17 protein-coding genes and 4 pseudogenes are annotated in these 19829 nt (G+C 53.3%); 8 read left to right on the top strand and 13 right to left on the bottom strand.

Going from position 1 to position 19829, the window contains the following annotated elements; translation table 11 throughout:
- Positions 1–16 precede the first annotated feature (16 nt).
- The 8 genes and pseudogenes from JZM30_RS20925 to JZM30_RS20960 form a co-directional block, all read right to left on the bottom strand.
- Positions 17–241 (bottom strand): hypothetical protein, encoded by a 225-nt coding sequence (locus tag JZM30_RS20925; protein WP_252321147.1) that lies wholly within the window; start codon positions 239–241, stop codon positions 17–19.
- A gap of 19 nt (positions 242–260) precedes the next feature.
- Positions 261–919: pseudogene (locus tag JZM30_RS20930) on the bottom strand (ATP-binding cassette domain-containing protein).
- Position 920: 1 nt separating this feature from the next.
- Positions 921–2033 carry an HlyD family efflux transporter periplasmic adaptor subunit gene (locus tag JZM30_RS20935; protein WP_252321149.1) on the bottom strand — a complete coding sequence of 371 codons (1113 nt, stop codon included), beginning with the start codon at positions 2031–2033 and terminating at the stop codon, positions 921–923.
- Positions 2034–2180 carry a hypothetical protein gene (locus JZM30_RS20940; RefSeq protein ID WP_252321151.1) on the bottom strand — a complete coding sequence of 49 codons (147 nt, stop codon included), beginning with the start codon at positions 2178–2180 and terminating at the stop codon, positions 2034–2036. It abuts the gene before it with no gap.
- A 6-nt stretch (positions 2181–2186) separates the two neighbouring features.
- The gene (locus JZM30_RS20945) at positions 2187–2354 is read right to left on the bottom strand and encodes a hypothetical protein (protein WP_252321153.1); all 168 of its coding nucleotides are present in this window, start codon (positions 2352–2354) and stop codon (positions 2187–2189) included.
- On the bottom strand, positions 2323–3786 hold the full coding sequence (locus tag JZM30_RS20950) for an FtsX-like permease family protein (RefSeq protein WP_498038020.1): 1464 nt from the start codon (positions 3784–3786) through the stop codon (positions 2323–2325). The genes JZM30_RS20945 and JZM30_RS20950 overlap by 32 nt, the downstream gene beginning before the upstream one ends.
- Positions 3787–3819: 33 nt before the next feature.
- Positions 3820–4566, bottom strand: coding sequence for an ABC transporter permease (locus JZM30_RS20955; RefSeq protein ID WP_252321157.1), 747 nt, complete (start codon positions 4564–4566; stop codon positions 3820–3822).
- Between the two features lie 506 nt (positions 4567–5072).
- Positions 5073–6293: an ISL3 family transposase gene (locus JZM30_RS20960; RefSeq protein ID WP_252321159.1), complete on the bottom strand. Its 1221-nt coding sequence runs from the start codon at positions 6291–6293 to the stop codon at positions 5073–5075.
- Between the two features lie 181 nt (positions 6294–6474).
- Between JZM30_RS20960 and JZM30_RS20965 the strand changes: the two are divergent.
- The 5 genes and pseudogenes from JZM30_RS20965 (at position 6475) to JZM30_RS20985 (ending at position 11385) form a co-directional block, all read left to right on the top strand.
- Positions 6475–7277 (top strand): annotated as a pseudogene (locus tag JZM30_RS20965) (sulfite exporter TauE/SafE family protein).
- 152 nt (positions 7278–7429) lie between these two features.
- Positions 7430–8344 carry a glycine--tRNA ligase subunit alpha gene (glyQ, locus tag JZM30_RS20970; protein WP_252321161.1) on the top strand — a complete coding sequence of 305 codons (915 nt, stop codon included), beginning with the start codon at positions 7430–7432 and terminating at the stop codon, positions 8342–8344.
- Between the two features lie 5 nt (positions 8345–8349).
- Positions 8350–10419, top strand: coding sequence for a glycine--tRNA ligase subunit beta (gene glyS, locus JZM30_RS20975; protein ID WP_252321163.1), 2070 nt, complete (start codon positions 8350–8352; stop codon positions 10417–10419).
- Between the two features lie 338 nt (positions 10420–10757).
- Positions 10758–11073 (top strand): annotated as a pseudogene (locus JZM30_RS20980) (type II toxin-antitoxin system RelE/ParE family toxin).
- Positions 11074–11076: 3 nt separating this feature from the next.
- Positions 11077–11385: an addiction module antidote protein gene (locus JZM30_RS20985; protein ID WP_252321165.1), complete on the top strand. Its 309-nt coding sequence runs from the start codon at positions 11077–11079 to the stop codon at positions 11383–11385.
- Between the two features lie 49 nt (positions 11386–11434).
- On the opposite strand, the gene JZM30_RS20990 is transcribed toward JZM30_RS20985, so the two are convergent.
- From JZM30_RS20990 to JZM30_RS21010, 5 genes are all read right to left on the bottom strand, one after another.
- A complete protein-coding gene (locus JZM30_RS20990; protein WP_252321167.1) occupies positions 11435–12772 on the bottom strand; it encodes an aminotransferase class III-fold pyridoxal phosphate-dependent enzyme in 1338 nt (445 codons plus the stop codon).
- A gap of 71 nt (positions 12773–12843) precedes the next feature.
- Entirely contained in the window at positions 12844–13011 is a 168-nt protein-coding gene (locus JZM30_RS20995; protein WP_252321169.1) for a hypothetical protein, read from the bottom strand.
- Positions 12996–13301 carry a hypothetical protein gene (locus tag JZM30_RS21000; protein ID WP_252321171.1) on the bottom strand — a complete coding sequence of 102 codons (306 nt, stop codon included), beginning with the start codon at positions 13299–13301 and terminating at the stop codon, positions 12996–12998. Before JZM30_RS21000 ends, JZM30_RS20995 begins: the two co-directional genes overlap by 16 nt.
- Before the next feature lie 66 nt (positions 13302–13367).
- A complete protein-coding gene (locus JZM30_RS21005) occupies positions 13368–14312 on the bottom strand; it encodes an APC family permease (RefSeq protein ID WP_252321173.1) in 945 nt (314 codons plus the stop codon).
- A 103-nt stretch (positions 14313–14415) separates the two neighbouring features.
- Positions 14416–15381, bottom strand: a complete 966-nt coding sequence (locus tag JZM30_RS21010) for a helix-turn-helix domain-containing protein (protein WP_252321175.1) — start codon at positions 15379–15381, stop codon at positions 14416–14418.
- A 381-nt stretch (positions 15382–15762) separates the two neighbouring features.
- Between JZM30_RS21010 and JZM30_RS21015 the strand changes: the two are divergent.
- The 3 genes and pseudogenes from JZM30_RS21015 to JZM30_RS21025 all read left to right on the top strand — a co-directional run bounded on the left by JZM30_RS21015 (position 15763) and on the right by JZM30_RS21025 (position 19821).
- A pseudogene (locus JZM30_RS21015) lies at positions 15763–16471 on the top strand (DUF3053 domain-containing protein).
- Positions 16472–16813: 342 nt separating this feature from the next.
- A complete protein-coding gene (locus JZM30_RS21020; RefSeq protein WP_252321177.1) occupies positions 16814–18610 on the top strand; it encodes a PTS mannitol transporter subunit IICBA in 1797 nt (598 codons plus the stop codon).
- Positions 18611–18675: 65 nt separating this feature from the next.
- Positions 18676–19821: a mannitol-1-phosphate 5-dehydrogenase gene (locus JZM30_RS21025; RefSeq protein ID WP_252321194.1), complete on the top strand. Its 1146-nt coding sequence runs from the start codon at positions 18676–18678 to the stop codon at positions 19819–19821.
- Positions 19822–19829 lie beyond the last annotated feature (8 nt).

Consider the following 19829-nt stretch of genomic DNA (forward strand, 5'->3'; position numbering starts at 1 on the left):
CTATCTGTCTGGAGATCTAAGGGGCCAATCTAGCCACGGGTTGGGCGGTGACGGCTTGCTGTTGCTCGGTGTGGAAAATATGCAGTTCTTCGGTACTGAACAACGCTTGTGCCGGAATTTTGCCAATCAGATAGGCGCTCATCTGTCGGTAGTCTTGCGTGGCGATTTTTTCGAGATCGTTGGTGCTGAGTGCTGATGTTATATCAGTATCAATCTGAATAATTGGTATGATTTCGTTCATGATTTCTCTCCTTGCTATGTCATGTGAGATAACCGTCCTTCATCATTAAGTGTCGTTTGGCATACTTTGAGGCTTCGGGGGAATGCGTAACCATGACAACGGTGGTACCGGCCTGATTAATGTCTTCTAGCTGCTTCAATACGGTATTGCTGTTATTACTGTCCAGGTTGCCCGTTGGCTCATCGGCCAAAATCAATGCTGGCAGTGAAATCATGGCGCGAGCGATGGCAACTCGCTGTTGCTGACCGCCTGAAAGCTGGGCTGGGTAGTGTGCGCTTCTGCCTGATAATCCAAACTGCTCAATGGTTTGTTTAACGCGAGCTTTTCGTTCAGCTTTGGGTACATTGCGGTACTTGAGTGGTAACTCGATATTTTCATATACCGACATAAAATCGATCAGATTGAATGACTGAAATACGTAACCGATCAGTTGGCGGCGCAGCGCTACTTTTGGCCGCGGTGCATCCGTATAATGTCGTGCTGCGCCAGGTGCAATCGGCCAGCATCAAGCGTTTCAAACATGCCGAGTACGTTGAGCAGCGTGGTTTTTCCCGAACCTGATGGCCCCATAATGGAGACAAATTCCCCCGCCGTGATACGAAGATTGATGTCACGCAGCGCCAGCGTTTTCAGGGTTCGAATGGTGTAAAATTTTTCTGCGCTTTCCAGTTGTATCATCTTATTCAAACTTGATAATGTTGGATTTTTCAACGTTGCTGCCTGTAAGGACCACAACCTGTTGCCCGGCAGACAACCCACTCAGTACTTGTGATTGCGTTTCCCCCTGACGTTGAATCACCACGGGTGTTTTCACCGCGCGATGATGTTTTCCATCATAGCGGTATACCCACGTCTCATCGGTCTCGAAAAAGACGGCTTTCGCGGGAATGAGTAATGCATCGGGTTGGATTCCGAGTGAAACGCACAGATCGAGGGATTGACCACGTTTCAACGAGAGTTGTTGTGGATGAGCGAGTGTTAATTTGGCAAGGAACTTACCGTTTTCCAACACGGAAGAGGCGGAGGCGATGATCAGTGGGATATCAATGCCCGCATAGTTTGCCGTGACACGATCGTGCGGCCGGATTTTACCCAGATAATATTCGCTGAAGGAGGCTTCAAAATAATAGTAGGTATGCGGGTTGTCTACGTTAGCAACTTTTTCTCCGGGTTTAATTTGTTGGCCCATCTTGATCGTCAGCGGTGACAGAATGCCGTCAATCGGGGCAGTAATAACCAGCTTATCCAGACCGCTCTCAATTAACCGGGTCAATGTATCCAGATGCTTGACCGAAGCCGCGATTTCAGCAAGCTCGATCGGTAGCATACGATCTTGCCGTTCCTGATACGTTGTTAAAATAGCGTAGCGTGTTTTCCAATGCGCCAATTCATCCAGCAGTTGTTCATAGGTGGCTTTTTCCAGAATGCCGCGCTCGTATAATGTCTTTTTACGCGCCGTTTCTTTATCGATTTTCTCCAGATGAAAACGTGAATCTTGCCGTGCCAGGCGCGTATCGAGGTCATCCTTCTCGAGTAATCTGCGTATGTTGCGCAGGTTGTTGGTCTGTTCAGTCACATCGGCAACACACGAGGTGACCTGCAAAACGAAGTCGTCGTTCGACAATCGGGCAATGATATCTCCCTTTTTCACATCGTTGGATGCATTCTGGCGCACCTCAATGACCGTTCCGCCGCGTTCAGAGGCGATAATCACGCTTTCATTCGGGATAGCCACCGCGCGTGTCACCAGCGTATCGGTAAATGTGCCGCGCTGGGCAACGTGCAACGTCACCTAGGTAAACGGCATTTGCGTTACTTTTTCTGCGGTGGCCACGTTTATAAGCCACAGACACAACAGGCCAAAAATCACCAGAGCCATGCCGACTATCCATTTGGCAACGCGATGTCGAGTGGATTTCGGGTCTAATTGAATGTCCATAACGGCTTATCCTCGCCTTAACCGCGGGCGAGCTACCCTGCCATCGTGCAATACCAGTGACAGTGCCATAATGGCCACCACTATGAGCCCCAGCAACAGCAGTGCCGCAAACGCATTGACATAAACCAGTTCGGCAACGGTGTCATACTGCTGTAGCCAGCGCCTTAACAGCAAACATCCCAGGGCCAGTGACGCCAGTAAAGAGAACAACATGGGTAGCACATGTTGTTGCAGGAAAAACACTACGTTTGTCGCAAGAGAACCCCCCCACCGCTTCCATGATTTTCAGTGTGCTGTCTAACCGCTGAGCGTCTGACAGGCTGATCACCAAGGTGCTGATAACCATTAATATCAACGCCAAACTCGCGGTTAATGTAATGACGTTGAGCATCAGAGAATCGTTATAAAAATGACGGTTATGAAGCTCTTGTACCGTTTGCAGCGTTAAGTCAGGTGTACCATGCCGTTTAATCTGTGCGGCAATAGAGGCCTCCTGTTGATCGTTCGAATACGCGACCGTCGCGAATTTTTCCAGGTGGTCATTGATAAAGATGATCAAAGGTTGGGGCGACGAGAGGTGTTCTCCAAGGTCGATATTTTCCACTATCCGTAACACCCGAAGTGTTTTTTGTCCTTCCGGCAGTGGAATGTAATAGCGGGTATTCAGCACCTCATCGACGGTTTTCTGCCCCATGGCATCAATGAATGCGCGGGTAACGATGGTGTGGCATACACCGTCATCTGTGCTGGCTCTCAGTGTATTCTCTTGGCCCGCCACTGTTTTTAATCCCCAGACCTCCGCAAAGTATTTGTCGGCAGAAAGAGTATTGATAAGGGTAAATTGGTCTTGTACCTGTTGTTGCGCGTGCTGCACGTTGAGGATGTGACGCGACATGTCAAACGGTTGCCAACTGCTCAAACTGAAAGCCGACGTGCCTGCGGTTTCCTGGAGCCGATGTTGTAATTCACGCACGCTACTGAGTGTATAAAATCCTTCATCAAGCGCGAATGTCAGGCGGTGCGCTTTCCGGTAACCCACCTCTGCATGCATCGCCCTGTGGTGTTGCGTCATCACACCGGCCCACAGATAAACGGTAGTGCCGGCGACCAGGAGTTGCACCACCATCCCCATGCGGTTGAAGTAATAAACACTATATTTTTCATAGCGATTTGTGGTCTGTGAAGCCGGATTGGCAAACAAGAAGAAAGAGAGACTCGGCAGGTGAGAGAGTAGCATCATCAAGCCAATGAACAGAGTGACACCCAAAAATACCGTCAGCAGGCGTGTCATTGGCTGTCGGAGGAGCAATCCGCTCACGTCCGCCGACAAAGGGAACAGGGCGCAAAGCAGTAAGGTTGCCAACGTTACCGTTGTCAGGAACTGCGGCAAGAATAGGCTCAGTGATTCTGCCAGAATTTGCGTAGTTGAAGCACCTAGACTGCGCTTGATATGCAGGCTGGGGCGTCTGGCGGCATTGAGAATACCGTTGATGTTGAAAAAATTGGCCACGGTGGTGAATAGAACAAAACAGTGCTGCGGTGTACAGCGTATGAAGCAATGATTTTTCACGCGTCTTGACGAATTCATCGGCATAGCCATCGCCATAGTGCATATCAAGGATATTTTTGGCGCTGAACGTCAGAAACGAGGAAGGTGTGAAAGGTGCTCCGGGTATCTGTGGCGCATTATTGGCGACGATGCTAGCCAGCAGTTGTTGATCAAAATGCGGGTGGGAGGGAGGCGAGCGAAGGCATAGACATGGCTGTCGTACCAGTCCAGGCGTTTATCGGGGTATCCCGCTATCCGTTCTGGGGTGAAGGCGATCGTGGCGGGCAGGTGCATACTGCTGTCAGGGTGAGACTCCACGATAGCCTTGATGGTGAACTGGCCGCTTTCCCCCAAATCCACTACTTTGCCCAGTGGGTCATCTAATCCAAGATAGTGGCGGTTAAAATCGGCCGTGATGTAGATGTCATGGGGGCCAGGCACTGGCAAATCTTCACGAAAAGGGTGCAGTTGTGCCATGAACGTTGGGGTGACGGCAAATACGGTAACGCGGGGAATAACGCTGCCTTGACGGTGTAGGTGAGTATGCAACCGGTAAGCGTATCCGACGTTTTCGATATTGAGATGTTTCTGTAATGCCTCCACCAGCGGAAAAGGGACCTGCGCTGAGCGAACAATATCGCCATTAGGGAGATTGAATTGACTTTCAATGCGATATAAACGTTGATGCTCCGGCAACGACCTTTCAATATCACGGTCTGTAATATAGAGCATAACGATAAGAAATGTCGTCACCAAACTCATGGCCGTAATAATGATGGCTAACAGTGCCGCTGCTGGTTTTTGTTTTATATCGTTGGTGAACGTATTTAAGATCATCGGCAACGGATTCCAGCGTAAAATTGGCATATTAAGGTGTTGTTGTATGAAGCATAAAGCCACGGCAAGCGAGGATTAAAGCGTTATCTGGCATATGTGTTAATCAAATTAATGACTATTATATGTTCATCAAATTATGCGCACCAGTGCGCCAGCAAACCAAATCGACGCCTCAAGCATCACCACGGGCGATTCGAGGGTCATGGCTGATAAATTCTCTTGTCTTCGACCCTCAGGCGCTTATATCGCTGCTCAGGTCGCTAAAAGAAAACCCCGTCTGGCAGGACGCTAACGCGGGTTCATCGCTTCCCTGATAACGCGCACTGGCTTCGGCGGTCTGACATCGGGCATCACATGTCACCCCATCTCGCCGCCTTCCATGCGCTGACGCGCATCACAAAACAAAACCCCGCGCAACACCTCTCTGGCCATACGCGTGGCGTTGACTTCGTGTCAGAATAGACTTACTGTATTTATAAGGGTCTTCCCCTATCATGGTGGGAGACTCATAACCCCATGTTTAACCTGCCGTAATGGAACATCACTGCCACCTTAAAGCGTTCTTTGTTCCGGTATCCTCTGGACTTGATCCGCAGCAGCCTTATCTTGCTGTTTAGTGACTCTGCATTACCGTTTGATACCCTGTGTTTCATGGCATTCAGGATCCCGTACAGTCGTTTACGTAACGTCCGGGCGGCGCTGCTTAGTAGCGGGACACCAACGTCTTTTGCCATCCCTATCCATTCCAGCCACAGACGCCTGCTGTGTTCGTCATACTGGCGGTTCCAGAGTTCCCGGGCCAGCGCCTTCATTGCCCAGCAACGGCTGGTATCAGGCAGAACCATCTGCGCTGCTTCCAGTCTTTCTGCTATTCGACCATGACGTTTATGGCGACCGTACAACCACAGATAACGGGAACGATGTGCACTTTTTCGTGCCGGTAACGGGATGGTTTTCATCTCCAACTGTCGTGTTTTATCTACGACGGCACAGAGCATTTTCGCTACATGGAAGTGGTCGAACGCGATCTTCTCCACCGCGTTAGGCAGATGGAGCCGCGCTGCGCTTATATAGGATAGATTCATGTCCATCGACAGGGTTTTAATGGATTCAATCTGGCGGTCACCCAGACTCCGGAGATAGCCAGCAAGACTTTCAACTCCGCGATCATCTTTGAGTTCCAATGCCTGTCCTTGGGTATCAGAGATAACGGTGACGTACTGATGCCCCTTTTTGAAAGCGACCTCATCAACACAGAGATGACGTGCGGCCTGAGGTGTTTTTCGACGGGCCAGTCCACGCTTAACCGCCCGTTGCATAATATTATCGACAGCATTCCAGCTCAGCCTCAGCTGTTTCCTGACGGCATCCACGGTGCTGATTTTCAGCCATGAGATAACGAACGACTCGAACAACAGCGTATACCGGCTACCGGGGCCGGCCCATGGAACAGACAGCGTCTGGTAGCCATGCTCCGGGCACATAATACGGGGTACATCAGCTTCGACTATTGTCGCGAACTGACAGGTATCGAGATGGCGCCATTTACGATGTCGGTGATCGTGAATAGGACAAGATTTCCCGCAGGTTGGACAGGTTAACTGAGTGTTTTTCGCAATCTCAACTGTAACGGTAACAGAACCGGCATTTTCATCGAGAGAAAGAGACTTTACCTGCCACGGAATAGACAGGTTGAGGATATGAGCGTAGAGAGACTTTTCGTCCATGGTGGTGACCTCTGGCGATTTAATACGCCATTATCATGCCTTCAGCCACCACAACAAGGGAAGACCCATATGCAACCAGTCGTTTGTGTGCGTGCTCACAAGAAATCAATAAGATCGGCGCGTGAAAGGCACTGCACAGGTTATACACTATTACACATTGCAAGCGGGGAAGGGGAAGCACATGGCTATTGAGTGGATCGTTGCCTATCTGGCGTTGGGCGGCGTTGTCTGGTTCGTGGCGTGGCTGTTGGGGATTGGCGGCGGCGGCATCATGGTGCCGATTTTAACGGCACTGTTTGCTGCACAGGGTGTACAAGGTGAGCATCTGGTGCATTTGGCTCTGGGCACCCCAATGGCGGCGATTGTCATTACCGCGATCTCCAGCTTGCGCACCCATAACCAGCATCAGGCGGTGTTATGGCCCGTGGTGCTGCGTATTACGCCAGCGATCCTTATCGGCACCTTTGCCGCTACTTGGTTGGCGACGCTGCTGCCTACGCGGGCGCTGGCGATCTTCTTTTCCTGCTTTATGGCCTATGTTTCATTGCAGATGGTGCTCAACATCAAACCCAAAGCGCAGCGCCAACTGCCGGGAGTGGCTTATCGCTGGCGGGGCTGATTATCGGCGGTATTTCTGCGCTGGTGGCGATTGGCGGGGGATCACTCACCGTGCCGTTTCTGACCTGGTGTAATATGCGCATTCAGCAGGCGATTGGCACGTCGGCGGCGGTGGGGCTGCCTATCGCGCTGGCGGGGGCGCTGGGTTATATGATTAACGGCTGGTCCACGGCGGGGATGCCTGCCTACACGTTGGGCTATGTCTCAGTGCCTGCCGTGCTGCTGATTTCGGCGGTGAGCTTCTTTACCGCGCCGTTTGGTGCGCGTTTGGCGCATCGTTTGCCGGTTGCTACCTTGAAAAAGATCTTTGCCGCACTGCTGCTGGTGCTAAGCCTGAAAATGTTGCAAACGGTGTTCACCGCCTGAGCCGATGGGCGCGGCCCGCCATGGGCCGCGCCGTACGAAACGGGCCTCTACATCAATAAAGTGCCGCTGAAGTGAAGTTGTTGCAGCATTCTGGCTGTATATCTTATACTGGCACATTCCATATAAATCCACATGTATCGCGTGAATCTGACATGCAAAAGTTTGATACCAAGACCTTCCAGGGCCTGATCCTGACGTTGCAGGATTACTGGGCTCGCCAAGGCTGCACCATCGTCCAACCTTTGGATATGGAAGTCGGCGCTGGCACCTCTAATCCGATGACCTGTCTGCGCGCGCTGGGGCCAGAGCCTATTGCTGCTGCCTATGTACAGCCGTCGCGTCGTCCTACCGACGGTCGTTACGGGGAAAACCCGAACCGCCTGCAACACTATTATCAGTTTCAGGTCATCATCAAGCCGTCACCAGACAATATTCAGGAACTGTATCTCGGTTCGCTGAAAGAGCTGGGGCTGGACCCCACCATTCACGATATTCGTTTCGTGGAAGATAACTGGGAGAACCCGACGCTGGGTGCCTGGGGGCTAGGCTGGGAAGTGTGGTTGAATGGTATGGAAGTCACGCAGTTTACCTACTTCCAGCAGGTGGGAGTGCTTGAGTGCAAGCCGGTGACCGGCGAGATCACTTATGGTCTGGAACGTCTGGCAATGTACATTCAGGGTGTGGACAGCGTCTATGACCTGGTGTGGAGCGATGGCCCGCTGGGTAAAACCACCTACGGTGACGTGTTCCACCAAAACGAGGTGGAACAGTCCACCTATAACATCGAATACGCCGACGTCGATTTTCTGTTTACCTGCTTCGAGCAGTACGAAAAAGAAGCGCAACAGCTGCTGGCGCTGGAAAAACCGCTGCCGCTGCCTGCCTACGAGCGCATTCTGAAAGCGGCGCACAGCTTCAACTTGCTGGACGCGCGTAAAGCCATTTCCGTTACCGAACGTCAGCGCTATATTCTGCGCATTCGCACGCTGACCAAAGCGGTGGCCGAAGCCTACTACGCTTCCCGTGAAGCGCTGGGCTTCCCGATGTGTAACAAGAAAGAGAGCTAACAGCGATGACTGACAAGACTTTTCTGGTGGAAATTGGCACGGAAGAGCTGCCGCCAAAGGCGCTGCGTTCTCTGGCGGAGTCCTTTGCCGCCAATTTCACCACTGAATTGGATAATGCCGGACTGACACACGGCGACGTGAGCTGGTTTGCTGCGCCGCGTCGTTTGGCGCTGAAAGTGGCGCAACTGAGTGCCGCACAACCGGATCGTGAAGTCGAAAAACGTGGCCCGGCCATTGCTCAGGCGTATGACGCTGAGGGCAAACCGACCAAAGCGGCTGAAGGCTGGGCGCGAGGCTGCGGTATCACTGTCGATCAGGCTGAACGTTTGACGACGGACAAAGGCGAGAGGCTGTTGTATCGCGCGCTGGTAAAAGGCGGCAGCGCGCAGGGGCTGTTGGCGGATATGGTCGCAAACGCGCTGGCGAAACTTTCGATCCCGAAACTGATGCACTGGGGCGATAAAGAGACCCAGTTTGTGCGTCCGGTGCATACGGTAACGATGCTGTTGGGTGATGAACTGATCCCCGGTCAAGTACTGGGCATTGAATCCGCTCGCACCGTGCGCGGCCATCGCTTTATGGGAGAATCCGAATTCACCATCGGTAATGCTGACCAATACCCGAGCATTCTGCTGGAGCGCGGCAAGGTTATCGCCGATTATGAAGCGCGTAAGGCGTTGATCAAAGCCGATGCGCAAGCGGCTGCGCGTCAGATTGGTGGTAATGCCGATCTGAGTGAAAGCCTGCTGGAAGAAGTGACCTCACTGGTGGAATGGCCAGTGGTGCTGACCGCGCGCTTTGAAGAAAAATTCCTGGCAGTGCCTGCCGAAGCGCTGGTTTACACCATGAAGGGCGATCAGAAGTATTTCCCGGTGTATGACAACGCCGGAAAGCTGCTGCCGAATTTCATCTTTGTTGCCAACATTGAATCCAAAGATCCGCAACAGATTATTTCGGGTAACGAGAAAGTGGTGCGTCCGCGTCTGGCGGATGCCGAATTCTTCTTCAACACCGACCGTAAAAAACGTCTGGAAGATCATCTGCCGCGTCTGCAAACCGTGCTGTTCCAACAGCAGTTGGGTACGTTGCGCGACAAGACTGATCGCATTCAGGCCTTGGCGGGCTGGGTGGCGGAGAAAATCGGTGCCGACGTTGCTCACGCGAAACGTGCCGGTTTGCTTTCCAAGTGCGATCTGATGACTAACATGGTGTTCGAATTTACCGACACCCAGGGCGTAATGGGGATGCACTACGCGCGTCACGACGGCGAAGCCGAAGACGTTGCCGTTGCCCTGAACGAACAGTATCAGCCGCGTTTTGCCGGAGATGCGCTGCCTGCGTCAGGCGTGGCCTGCGCATTGGCGATTGCCGACAAGATGGACACGCTGGCGGGAATTTTCGGTATCGGTCAACACCCGAAAGGGGATAAAGACCCGTTCGCGCTGCGCCGAGCTGCGCTGGGTGTGCTGCGTATTATCGTTGAGAAACAGCTGCCGCTCGATCTGCAAACGCTGACGGAAGAAGCGTTACGTCTTTATGGCGACAAGCTGACCAACGCTAATGTGGTCGATGACGTGATCGAATTCATGCTGGGCCGTTTCCGCGCCTGGTATCAGGAAGAAGGTCATAGCGTGGACACCATTCAGGCGGTATTGGCCCGTCGCCCGACTCGCCCGGCAGATTTCGATGCCCGCGTGAAAGCGGTGAGTCATTTCCGTTCGCTGGATGCTGCTACTGCGCTGGCTGCGGCCAACAAGCGCGTGTCTAACATTCTGGCGAAATCCACCGATACGCTGAACGCCAACATTGATGCTGCTCTGCTCAAAGAGAAAGAGGAAATTCAACTGGCCACCTACGTAACCGCGCTGGAAAGCAAACTGGCACCCTGGTTTGCAGAAGGGCGCTACCAGGAAGCGTTGGCGGAACTGGCCGAACTGCGTGAACCGGTTGATAACTTCTTCGATAAGGTGATGGTTAACGCGGAAGATGAAAGCGTGCGTCTGAACCGTCTGACGCTGCTTAATCAACTGCGTAACCTGTTCCTGAAAGTAGCGGATATTTCCGTATTGCAGTAAGCGCTTTTGGGCTAGCTGTTCTTGTTCCCTTCCGCGTAGGCGGAGGGTAACAGACACTATCTCGGTAACATACTCTCTCTGCTGTTTATCTCGATACTCTCCACACCGTTCTTCGTTCGTACCCAATGCGGGGCTTTGAGTTCTGCGCAAAAGAGCCAAACCAGTTACCCTAGCAACCCCGTCAATGTCTGTTCTGCCTCCAGCGATCGTCGCTGTCTGGCAGTGTATAGCTAAAACGACGAAATCAGTGGTAGCGCTAAAAGGCGTATTGAGTAACTCGTAGCTTATAAGCTAAAATTTATTGATCATGGAGTAGCTTCTAAGCTACATTTGTGGCTATGAAAACGATAAAGACATACATAACTGCTGATTGGCGGAACTTGTACTTTGAGTTTTTTAAAAAGTTGCGTGACCCCATCGCCAAAGCAAAGGTCGCTTCCCGAATTAACCGGATGGCGTCTGACAACTTCGGCGACCACAAACCCTGTAGAGAAGGTGTCTGGGAACTCAGAATAGACCAAGGGGCTGGATATCGGGTGTATTACAGCGTGGTTGGTGGGGAACGTCCTGTTACTTCTGGCTGGTGACAAACGCACACAGGATGCAGATATCGATGAGGCTATTCGTTGCCTCAAAGATTATTTAAAGAGGTGATGTATGGCTAAAGAACGTTTATATGATGATGTCATGATGGATGCTCTCCGAGACGATCCGGCCTTTGCTCAGGCCTATTTGCATCAGGCATTTCTTGATATGGATGAAGATGGCGGTCAGGAAGCCTTTTTACTTGCGCTGCGCCATGTGGTTGAAGCCAGAGGAGGAATGGCTATGGTTGCTCAGAAAGCCGGTGTCTCACGTGAATCGTTATACCGCACTCTTTCTGCGACAGGCAATCCAACTTTGAAGACACTCCGCCGTGTCGTTCATGCAACGGGTTTCCAGTTCTCAGTACTTGCCAGTGCCTAAGCGAAGCGCCTGACTTAGTCAGGCGCTATATAATATTCTACGTAACGCGCTAGCTATCTTCCTTCTCAAACGCTGTTTGCAGTGCCATCACCAGCGTATCGCAACCGGCTTTATCGATGGTTAATGGTGGAGCCAACACCAGTTTCGGTCCGACCGGACGTACCACCGCACCGGCATCGCGTGCCGCTTCTGCAATACGGAATGCCAGCCCGTTATCCGGCGCTAATGACCGTTTGCTCGCTTTGTCCTCTAGCATCAGCCCTTTGCCCCGTACGTTGCCTACGGAGCGGAAGCGCGACTCAAACGGCAGCAGTTGACCCAGCAAGTATTTCCCCTGATGTGCGGCATTGGCAGGCAGATTCTCCTGCTCAACAATATCCAACACCGCCAGCCCGGCGGCGCAAGCCAGCGGGTGACCACCGTAGGTAAAACCCGTCATCAGCAATCCACGCGCATCGCGGTTGTCCAGATAGGCCGCTTCGATACGCTGATTCAGCATGGTAGCAGACAGCGGCACATATCCGGCGGTGAGTGCTTTGGCAAACACCATGATGTCTGGTTTTACGCCCCAACCGCGTGAACCAAACATCGCCCCGCTGCGGCCAAATCCGGTGACTACCTCATCGGCGATCAGTAGCACGCCGTATTTATCACAGATCTCGCGCACCAGCGGCCAGAAGTTAGCGGGTGGCACAATCACACCGCCTGCGCCCTGCACGGGTTCAGCGATGAAGGCGGCGACCGTATCCGGTCCGTAATAAAGAATTTCACGTTCTAACTGTTCAGCCACCCGTTTGCCTAACGTATCGGGATCGTCGCAGTTCCACGGGTTGCGATACTGCCAGGGAGATTCGATCTGCGGGCAGCCTTCCAGCATTGGGCCATAGTTAAGACGATAAATCGGCAGGCCAGACACCGAGGTACCCCCTATGTGTACGCCGTGATAGGCATTCTTTAGCGAGATAAAGCGCGTGCGTTGCGGCTTACCTTGCAAAATCCAGTACTGACGCGCCACCTTGAGGGCGGTTTCCACAACGTCTGAGCCGCCCATGCCGTAAAACACCAGCCGCATATCTTCTTGCTGCGTCATCTGAATGAGGCGATTAGATAGCGCTTCAGCCATCGGGTGGCTCACGCCGTCAAACAGTTGGTAGTAAGCCAGTTCATCCATCTGTTTGGCGATGGCGGCTTTCACTTCCGGGCGATTGTGGCCCACGTTTACACACCACAGCCCAGCGAAGCCATCGAGCATTTTGCGCCCTTTATCATCCCAGATGTAGAGGCCGTCGCCTTTAACAATGCGCAGCGGTTCGCGTTCGGCCCAGTCATTCGGGTGTGCCATCTGGTGCCAAAAACGATAATTGGTGTGGTTATAGGGTGTTGTCATTGTGAACTCCATGAAATCAGATGACGGTGAGCCGTTACCGCCGGAGCGGCAACGGACGAATCAGCGTGGCGTTACAGGGTTTCGACCATTTGGCCGATGCGTGAATAGCGCTCGGGGCTCAATCGACGCAGGAAGTGCGCACTCATAAACCCGGCAAACGCCACCATCAGCACCAGATAGGGTAGCGATGACACCACCTGCGAGGAGGATCCGCTCAGTACGTCTAGGTTATTGACCACCAGCGCCAGCGTTGCCAGCATGCCGAGGGCGGAGGGGCCGGAGCGATAAGGCGGCTCCAGCGTGACACCGGCAGCGAAGGATTACGCTGGAAGTATGCGATAACGGCGAGCGAGACGCTGAATTGCAGCACCAGAATCGACATGCTGCCCAAGGCGGAAGCCCAGGAGAAAACGTTCGCCATCGGGTCTAACTGCGCCAGGGCGAACAGCGCGGTGGCGCACAGCATAAACGCGCCTTGCACCAGAATGGCGATATAGGGCGTCTGGTGCGTGCGGTGGGTTTTTGCCATTTTCGACCACAGTAAACCGTCACGGCTAATGGCGAACAGGTAGCGGGACAGCGTGTTATGGAACGCCTATGTAGCGGCAAATAGACTGGTGATCAGCAAGACTGACATCACCTGTATAGCCCATGGGCCAAGCACCTGTTCGGTGACGGTAAACACAAACATCCCGGGATCTTTGGCGGCGAGCTCGGCAACGTGAGCAGCCCACGTATATTGCACAAATGCCCAGCCGGAGAGGGCGAAAAAGCTGGTGATCAGCACCACGGCGAGTAGTGTGGCGCGTGGGATTACCTTGGCCGGTTGCCGACACTCTTCCGAGTAGATCGCAGTCGCTTCAAAGCCGACGAAAGAGCAAATGGCGAAGATCATCGCAATGCCCACATCGCCATGAAACACGGTGGAAGAGGTAAACGCGCTGATATCAAAGGCAATAGGCTGGGTAACAATGGCGGCGTCAACCAGCAACACAATGCCGACTTCCATCAGCATCAATACGCCAAGCACTTTGCCGCCCAGTTCCACTTTGGCAATGCCAAGCGCGACGACTGCCGCTTGCATCAGCAGCGAGAACAGCCACCAGGGTGCTGCTATACCGGTGTGCATCTGCACGAACTGCGCGAAGAAGAAGCCAAACATGGCGGTGACGGCAAGCTGAATGGCGGTGTAGGCCAACAGTGCGATACCGAGCCCGGCGATGCCACTGTGGGTGCCCAACCCTTGTGCGATATAGGCGTAGAAAGCGCCAGCGTTTACCACATAACGGCTCATGGCGATAAAACCAAAGCTGAAAATAAGCAGCAATGTGCCCGCCAGAACATAAACACCGGGTACGCCTGCGCCGTTGCCTGCCATAAAGGCGACGGGCAAGCCTCCGACGACGCCGGTTAAGGGCGATGCGGCGGCAATAACAAAAAAGATGATCGACCAAAGGCCAAGGCTGCCTTTCTGGAGCTGGTTCCCCTTCGGCAATGCCGTCTGGGGCAGCGCGTGCGCTGATGATGAGTGCTGTGCCATGTTCCGTTCCCCTACGTGATGGTTCATGGTCAGTCTATGAAGGGCTCTGGCGTGTGCGTTATCGAAATCTGGTAAACCTGAATATGGCGAATAGTCATCATTTTCAGATCAAATGATGAACCGCACGCCGCGTGTGAGAGGGCAGTTTAGCAAACAGGCGTTTGTAGTCGGCGGTAAACTGCGACAGGTGCCAGAAGCCCCACTTGGAGGCGATTTCGCTGATCTGTGCGTACTCTCCTTCCATCACCAGCATGCGTTTTACCCCGTTGAGTCGCATGTTTTTCAGGAATACTGCCGGGCTTTGGCCCGTGACGGTTTCAAAACAGTTTTGCAGGGTGCGACGCGAGGTGTGGGTCAGTTGGCACAGCTCATCCATAGTCAGTGGCCGATCGCGATGTGCGATCAGTGCGTCCTGTGCTTTGGTGACGACACGCTGCGCCTTTTGCAAAGAAGGGCGCACGCTGATGGTCTGCGTGCCGACGGCAGTGAAAAAGGCAAAGGCAAGCTCGCGAATATCGCTGAGAAATTGCAACCGCGCCTGCCGTTGCGCAAATTGCAGCGGATGTTCCATCACGCTGTGCAACATGGCCAAAATGTGTTCGCGCAGTCGGTTGGCAAGGAGATCGTGATGAATGGCGTAGACCCGGTGCGGCAGCTCATCGGTGATATCCGATAACAGCGCCAAAGGAATGCTCAGTACCAATAGCGAAGAGGTTTCCGGCGTTTGCAGTATCAACTCGTCGCCGTCGTAGGACCAGGTAATGTCCTGCTGCGTCAGACTGTTTCCCATCCAGCGCGCTTCTCCCGACAGTGCATTAAACACCCCGAGGCAGAGCGTGCCCGTTCGGCCTTGGCCGCGTTGAAACACCGATTGTGACAGTTGCTCTTGGTAGAACTGTACACCGTCCAGCCAGGCCTCTTTCAGGCTACCTTCAAATCGTCCGTGAGAGATCTGGTCATAGCGTAATGCCCAATCGGTCAGCAGTTGACTGTGTTGTGCCAGTTCCTGAATGCGCGATGCGCAACGAAAACCGTTTTGCTCACCAAGATGAAATGCGGGTGTCATCATCTGTCTTTCCTGCGTCGTGATGGGATATACCCACTTAGCAAGAATCACACCAGCTTAATAGCAAAAAATGGCAGATTTTATCTCTGCATTTTGGGGCTGTGAGTGATGTTTTTGCTGAATATGGTCGTAAAACAGCGGGAAATAGAGTGATTCCTGCCATAGGCATGTTTTGCGCTGTGGCGTTGCACCGTTATGGATGTATTGCTCAATTTTGCAGCAGTGCGTTGTTATCCGGCCACCGCATTCTAAGTATCCCGTTAGCTTGGCAGAAAAACGAGGGTATCGCGCTGATTCGACTATGCTTAGGGATAAGGCGGAGCAATGTGGTCCGCTTCTTCACCGGATAAGACGTGCGATAAGGAGTATGGCATGACGATAACAATGGGGTGGCGCGCGCGATGGCTATTGCCGGTGCTGGCGTTGGGTATGGTGTTCCAACTGGCGGCATGCGGTGATAGCGAAGCGGATCAGCGCAAGGCGTTTATGACGGTATTGCAAAGCGTGCCATCGCAATCGGGTAGCGTGCCGCCTGCACTGAGTGACGATCAGAAAAAACGGTTAGGACCTTTTGCCAACGATTACGCCATCTTAACCACCTTTTCCCAGCAGTTGCAGCAAAGCATGGCGGTGAGCCTCAAACCGTTATTGGAGCACGTTTCTCAGATTCGTGTGCCACAGGATTATTTGACGCAACGCGACGGCGTGCGTAGCGCTGTTGGGGCAATAAACCTGCTGGGGCAGCAGGTGCAGGCGGCAAAAACCCAGGCAGATTCAGCCCACCGTAACCTGAGCCAGCCGCAAGAGGTGCAAGTGCTGTATGAGCGTTTACTCGCAAGTGGTTGCCCAACCGGCGGCGGCATTGGGGAACGTGGTACCAACTGCCGCCATGCTGGCACAGCAGTTGGCGCAGGTGGGCGACTTCCTTCAGGCTCAGGGCAAGCAGGTCACTTTTGTGGGAAATCAGGCGCAGTTTGAAACGGCGCAGCAGGCGGCGCGTTACAACGCGCTTATTACGCCTCTGGCAACACAGCAGCGCGATTTGATGAACGGATTACCACCACTTTTACCGTTGTTGAAACCATCGCTATAGGGCAATAACGTGAGGTGGTAATGATATTTAGTGATTTGAATCACATAATCAAAACAAAATCACGGCGTTGTAATGTGATTTAGGTCACATTGTGCTGCCGTTGATGCGGATGATGATGCGTCGAATTGACCGTATTCGGTGATTTTATGTGAACTCAATCACTAAAATGTAGCAATCATGTGGGAATTATGTGTGATGTTTGTCACATATGACCGTGAGGTTGCGGTATCAAACCGACGTGCTAGAGTCCGCACGATCTCTACCGACGGAAGGCAGTCACACCGTCTCACGATAATGACCACACGCGCTTGCGATCGCGCGTTTGAATAGGGGTGTGTTTTTATGCTCACAGCAGATACAAAGGTCAAAGTTCAGAATTTTGGCCGCTTCCTGAGCAACATGGTAATGCCTAATATCGGGGCGTTTATCGCTTGGGGCCTGATTACCGCGTTGTTTATTCCAACCGGCTGGCTGCCGAATGCTACGCTCGCCAAGCTGGTGGGACCGATGATCACCTATCTGCTGCCGCTGCTTATCGGTTACACCGGCGGCCGTTTGGTGGCGGGCGATCGCGGTGGCGTGGTCGGTGCTATCACCACGATGGGGGTGATCGTCGGTGTGGATATGCCGATGTTCCTCGGCGCAATGATCGTTGGCCCGTTGGGCGGGTGGGCCATCAAACGTTTTGACCGCGCTGTTGATGGTAAAATCAAAAGCGGTTTTGAAATGCTGGCCAACAACTTCTCGGCCGGTATTATCGGCATGTTGTTGGCTATACTGGCGTTTTGGGCTATTGGTCCGCTCGTCGAAGGGTTGTCGAAAATTCTGGTGGCGGGTGTAAACCTGATGGTGCAGACCAACCTGTTGCCGTTGGCCTCCATCTTTGTCGAACCGGCCAAAATACTGTTCCTGAATAACTCCATTAACCACGGTATCTTCTCGCCGCTGGGTATCCAACAGGCGACGGAAACCGGTAAGTCTATTTTCTTCCTGATTGAAGCCAACCCTGGTCCGGGCATGGGTGTGCTGATGGGCTACATGTTCTTTGGCCGCGGTAATGCTAAAGAGTCCGCACCGGGTGCCGCCATCATTCACTTCCTGGGCGGTGGTCTGGTTTCTCCGGCTTCTCCGGGCTCTATTCTGGCCGTGTTGGCAATTACGCCGAAAGGGGCTTATTTTGCCAATATCGTGGCGATTGCTGCTGCGTTTGCCGTCTCCTTCGTGCTGTCAGCGATTCTGCTGAAAAGCACCAAGGTAAAAGAGGGTGACGATCTCGATGAAGCCACACGCCGTGTGCAAGAGATGAAAGCAGCCTCCAAAGGCGGTTCAGTGCCCACTGGCATCAGCGGCGATCTGAGCACCGTGCGCAAAATCATTGTGGCCTGTGATGCTGGCATGGGCTCCAGCGCCATGGGGGCTGGCGTATTGCGCAAGAAAGTGCAGGATGCCGGGCTGACGCAAATTTCTGTCACCAATAGCGCCATCAACAGCTTGCCTGAGGATGTCGATCTGGTGATTACGCATCGTGATTTGACCGAACGCGCCCTGCGCCATGCACCACAAGCACAGCATATTTCGCTGACCAACTTCCTCGACAGCCAGTTGTACAGCGATCTGGTGAGCCGTCTGGCCGCCGCTCAACCTGCGGGTGGTAGCGTTGCCGCTGCGCCGGTTTCTGAGCCGCAAGCCGCCACCTTGTTCCAACTGGGCGTTGCTAACGTGTTCTTGAACTTGCAGGCGAGCGATAAAGAGCGGGCGATTCGTTTTGCCGGTGAGCAACTGGTGAAAGGTGGCTATGTCAAGCCAGAATATGTGGATGCGATGCTGGCGCGTGAAAAGCTGACCTCGACTTATCTGGGCGAATCCATCTCTGTGCCTCATGGCACCATTGAAGCCAAAGATCGCGTGCTGAAAACCAGCATCGTCTTCTGCCAATATCCGCAGGGGGTGCGCTTCGGTGATGATGAGGATGACGTCGCAAAATTGGTGATCGGTATCGCGGCGCGTAATAACGAACATATTGCGGTGATCACCCGCCTGACCAATGCGCTGGACGATGACACCGTGATTGCCCGTTTAGCGCAGACCCAGGATGTGCAGGAAGTGCTAGACCTGCTCTCCGAGAAAAAGAGTGCCTGATGCATCGGCAGCGCCGCCTTCGGGCGGCCTCTTTTTTTGCCATTGTTTTTAAAGGTTAACGCATGATGAAAGCTTTACATTTTGGTGCCGGAAATATCGGACGCGGGTTTATCGGAAAACTGCTGGCAGATGCCAACATCGAACTCACCTTTGCAGATGTGAACCAGCCGTTGCTGGATGCCATCAACAGCCGTAAGCAGTATCAGGTGAAAGTGGTCGGCGAGCAGGCACAGTTGGAAACGGTCAGCAACGTCAGCGCGGTGCACAGCGCAAGCCCGGAAGCCGTGGCGTTGATTGCCGAGGCCGATGTGGTGACGACGGCGGTAGGGCCGCAAATTCTCGAAAAAATCGCGGGTGCCATTGCTCAGGGGTTGGTGAAGCGCCATGCGCAGGGCAATACGCGCCCACTGAATATCATTGCTTGTGAAAATATGGTGCGCGGCACCACGCAGTTAAAACAACACGTGTGGAAGCATCTGCCGGAGAACGAGCAGGCATGGGTCAACGAGCACGTAGGTTTTGTTGATTCGGCGGTAGACCGCATTGTTCCACCGGTGGAAGCGAGCCAGGACGATCCCTTGGTCGTGACGGTAGAAACTTTCAGTGAATGGATTGTCGACCAAACCCAATTCGTCGGGCCTTTACCGCAGATCGCGGGCATGGAATTAACCGACAATCTGATGGCATTTGTTGAACGTAAGCTGTTTACACTCAATACCGGACATGCCATTACTGCGTATCTTGGGCAGCAGGCTCGTCATCAGACGATCCGCGATGCCATTCTGGATACCGAGCGCGCTGTCGTGCGTGGGGCGATGGAAGAGAGCGGAGCCGTGCTGATTAAGCGTTATGGCTTTGATGCCGAGAAGCATGCTGTCTACATCAACAAGATTTTAAGCCGCTTCGAAAACCCCTATCTGCATGACGATGTTGAGCGGGTTGGGCGTCAGCCGCTGCGTAAACTTAGCGCTGGCGATCGCCTGATCAAACCGCTGCTGGGCACGCTGAAGTATCAATTGCCCAATGACAACCTGATTATCGGTATCGCGGCGGCGATGCATTATCGCAGCGAGCAGGACCCGCAGGCGCAGGAACTGGCGGCGTTGTTGGATAAACTGGGGCCGCAGGCTGTGTTGGCGCAAATTTCTGGTCTGGATGTGCAGAGCAAGGTTGTGGAGCAAGCAGTGAGTGTGTATAACGCCATGCAATAATTCGCGCC

The sequence above is a fragment of the Candidatus Symbiopectobacterium endolongispinus genome, from assembly GCF_018777385.1.
Lineage (GTDB): Bacteria > Pseudomonadota > Gammaproteobacteria > Enterobacterales > Enterobacteriaceae > Symbiopectobacterium > Symbiopectobacterium endolongispinus.